The sequence below is a fragment of the Nocardioides sp. genome, assembly GCF_024509035.1.
Lineage (GTDB): Bacteria > Actinomycetota > Actinomycetes > Propionibacteriales > Nocardioidaceae > Nocardioides.
The window spans coordinates 449-1152 of sequence record NZ_JANINT010000384.1; the positions used below are offsets into that span (position 1 = coordinate 449).

The following is a 704-nucleotide window of genomic DNA, read 5'->3' on the forward strand; positions in this document are numbered from 1 at the left end:
AGCCGGATCGGCTCGGCGATCTGCTGGCCGACCCGGCGGACGGCGTTCAGCGAGTGCAGCGCCCCCTGGAAGACGATCGACGCGCCCGCCCAGCGCAGCGCGCGCAGGTCGCCCCAGCGCATCGTGAGCACGTCCTCGCCGTCGACCAGGACGCTGCCGGTCACCGTCGCCGACGCCGGCTGCAGCCGCAGCACGGTGCTGGCCAGCGTGGACTTCCCGCACCCCGACTCCCCCGCCACGCCGACCACCTCGCCGCGGTCGACGACCAGGTCGACGTCGCGGACGGCGGGCAGCGGCCCCTCCTCGGTCCGGTAGGTGACCGACAGGCTCTCCATCCGCAGCAGCTCGCTCATCGCCCTGCCCTCATCGCTCGCGCAGCTTCGGGTTGAGGACCTCTTCGAGCGCCTGGCCGACCAGCGTGAAGGACAGCACGACGAGCACCACGCAGACCCCCGGTGATCGCGCCGACGCTGTAGGCCTCGTCGAGCATCGAGCCCCACGACACCCGGGTCGGGTCGCCGAGGCCGAGGAAGCTGAGCGTGGTCTCCGACAGGATGGCGATCGCCACGGTGAGGGTGGTGTTCGCGAAGACGATCGGGACGACGTTCGGCAGCAGGTGCCGGCCGATCAGGTGCCGGTGCCCGGCCCCGAGGGCGCGGGCCCGCTCGACGTACGGCCGCTCCTTGATCGACAGCACCTGGCTG

The 704-nt window shown here is 72.6% G+C and carries 2 protein-coding genes; both read right to left on the reverse strand.

What is annotated here, in order from left to right; genetic code table 11:
* The coding region (locus Q0L15_RS21915; RefSeq protein WP_296606939.1) for an ATP-binding cassette domain-containing protein at window positions 1-353 on the reverse strand (353 nt) is incomplete at its 3' end.
* On the reverse strand, window positions 350-704 hold a 355-nt coding region (locus Q0L15_RS21920), incomplete at its 5' end, for an ABC transporter permease subunit (protein WP_296606941.1). The genes Q0L15_RS21920 and Q0L15_RS21915, both read right to left, overlap by 4 nt.